Below are 2,461 nucleotides of genomic sequence, written 5' to 3'. Positions count from 1 at the left end.
GTCGATGACCGCGATCCGGTCGGCGAGTGCGTCGGCCTCCTCCAGATACTGGGTGGTGAGCAGCACGGTGGCCCCGCGGGCGACCAGTCCGCGCACGATGCCCCACATGCGGTCGCGGGTGTGCGGGTCGAGGCCGGTGGTCGGCTCGTCGAGGAAGATCAGCGGTGGCACCGTGATCAGCGTCGCGGCCAGATCGAGTCGACGTCGCATGCCGCCGGAGAACGCGCTGACGCTGCGGCGCGCGACGGCCGACAGCTCGAATTCCTCGAGAAGTTGCTCGGCCCGGTCGGCGGCAGCGCGCCGCGACAGGCCGAGCAGCCGTCCGAACAATCGCAAATTCTCACCGGCGGTGAGGGTTTCGTCGACGGAGGCGTACTGGCCGGTGAGCCCGATCATCGAGCGCACCGCGGTCGCCTCGCGCACCACGTCGTAGCCGAATACCTCGGCGCTGCCCCGGTCGGGTCGCAGCAACGTGGCGAGCATGCGGACGGTGGTGGTCTTGCCCGCGCCGTTGGGACCGAGCATCGCGAACACCGATCCGGCCGCGATGCTGAGGTCGACGCTGCCGACGGCGGTGAAGTCGCCGTAGGACTTACCGAGACCGCGGGTGCGGACGGCGATATCGGTGCTCACTGTGGCCTCCCGGCGTGGATGGACAAACTACTCGGGAACGGCAGGGGGACAAGGGATTCCACCTCGTCGGCAGCGCGTGCCACCCCGGTGCCGGCGAACCGGCCGGCGTACGCGGCCGCTCGCGAGACCACGTCCGGGTCCGCGACGCGATCGAGCAGGGCGGTGAGCCCGTCCTCGGTGAGCTCGGCGGCACGCACGGTACCCGCCATCTCGAGCCGTTCCAGTGCCCGGCCCCAATAGGGCTGATCAGCCTGGATCGCGCAGATCACCTGCGGGACACCAGCTCTCAGTGCGGCGGCGGTGGTGCCCGCGCCGCCGTGGTGTACCGCGGCGATACAGCGCGCGAACACCGACGCGTGATCGACCTGCTCGACGACGGCCATCTCGGGCGACAGGACAGGTGCGATGCCCGCCCACCCCGCGGCCAGCAGCAGCCTGCGACCACGACGAGCGCAGACCGCGCGCAACATCGCCACCAGCGCGGCCGGGTCGTCGACCGCCATCGAGCCGAAGCCGACATAGATCGGCGCTGAACCGGCGTCGAGCCACGCGGTCAGCGCGGGATCGGCCGCAGCGCTGAGGAATCCGTCGGCATCGACGGCGAAGCCGGTCACCGGGTGTCGATCCGGCAGCTCGGCGGCCAGCCCGGGAAACAGGTCGACGTCATAGGCCTGGATCGACACCCGATCGGGCAGTTGATGTTCGACGATCCCGAACTCCGACAGCGGCTGTTCCAGCGCGGCGTCGCGTGCCCAGCGCAGCGCCGACCAGATCCGCCGGTTGAGCGCCTTCGGAATACGGGCGCCCCACGCGGTGGGGACCACGGGGACCGATCGATTCGGATGGATCGGAAAGAAGTGCACCGCGGCCAGCGGCAACCCGACGCGTCGCGCGGCCTTCTCGGCCGCCTCCTCGCCCGCCATCCCGGTCACGAGCACATCGTGACCGGGGGCGAGCACGAGCAGATCGCGCACCGCCTCGACGACTCCGCGCCGTTGCAGATCCAGCACCGCGCGCACCCGCTGTCGCGGATTCGGGCTGCGAAAGCGGTGATCGTCGTGCTGGGTGCGCAGCAGTTCGGCGCTGTCGCGGCCGAAACCGACGGCGGCGACGCCGTGCGTGGTGGCGAAGTCGACGAGATTGGGCGAGAGTGCGAGCGTCACCGAGTGCCCGCGAGCCAGCAGCTCGCGAGCGAGAAGAATGCCGGGCTGGGCGTCGCCCCGGCTCCCGGTGAAGGCCAGCAGTGCACGCATTCTCAGCCCGCGCTCAGCGCTGCCGCGGCATCGGTGACCGGTGCGGGAGCGGGCGCCACCATGGTCACCGCGTACATGGCCCTGGCGAACTCGGCGAGGAAGCGTTCCATGACCTCGCCGGGCAGGCCCGCGGGGTGGCGGGTGGAGACATAGAGCCCGTCGGGGCCGCGCACGACCCAGAAGTACACCTCGTCGGTGGAGTACGACACCGCCCGCAGGGTGCGTCCGCGCAGGTCGGCGACCAATTCGTAATCCGGAAGCATGCGGATGTCGAGGAAGGACGCGCCGTAGGTCGGACCCTCCACGGCGCCGACCATCGCCAGGGAACGGCCCCAGGACGCGTCGTTGCAGAGGTGGGCGCGTTTGAGCGAGGCGCGGGTGGCCTCCAGCGCGACGGTCATGTCCGCGCCCGGCGGCAGCGTCACGTCGACCGGGACGACATTGACGAACCAGCCCATCGACTCGAGCCAGGTGAGGTCGGGCCTGGTCGCGATCGGCATCACGGTGCGGAACCGGTCGTCGCCGAAGGTTTCCCGAGAGGCCATCGCCAGGGCGGCGAACACGGTCACCGACAG

2 protein-coding genes and 1 pseudogene are annotated in these 2,461 nt (G+C 70.7%); all 3 read right to left on the bottom strand.

What is annotated here, in order from left to right:
- Positions 1-633: ABC transporter ATP-binding protein (locus tag ACFWF3_RS32120; RefSeq protein WP_379317571.1), on the bottom strand; the 633-nt coding region annotated here is incomplete at its 3' end.
- Entirely contained in the window at positions 630-1,886 is a 1,257-nt protein-coding gene (locus ACFWF3_RS32115) for a glycosyltransferase (RefSeq protein ID WP_379317569.1), read from the bottom strand. The genes ACFWF3_RS32115 and ACFWF3_RS32120, both read right to left, overlap by 4 nt.
- 2 nt (positions 1,887-1,888) lie before the next feature.
- Positions 1,889-2,461: pseudogene (locus ACFWF3_RS32110) on the bottom strand (hypothetical protein); the annotation flags it as partial.

Source organism: Nocardia sp. NPDC060220, assembly GCF_042727815.1.
Classification (GTDB): Bacteria; Actinomycetota; Actinomycetes; order Mycobacteriales; family Mycobacteriaceae; genus Nocardia.
Note: the sequence above shows the minus strand (reverse complement) of the source record. Positions and strands in the feature narration are given on the sequence as shown.

What these genes read in the sequence shown, in the direction of transcription:
- ACFWF3_RS32115 (WP_379317569.1), bottom strand. Translation starts at nt 1,886, where the DNA reads ATGCGTGCACTGCTGGCCTTCACCGGGAGCCGGGGCGACGCCCAGCCC.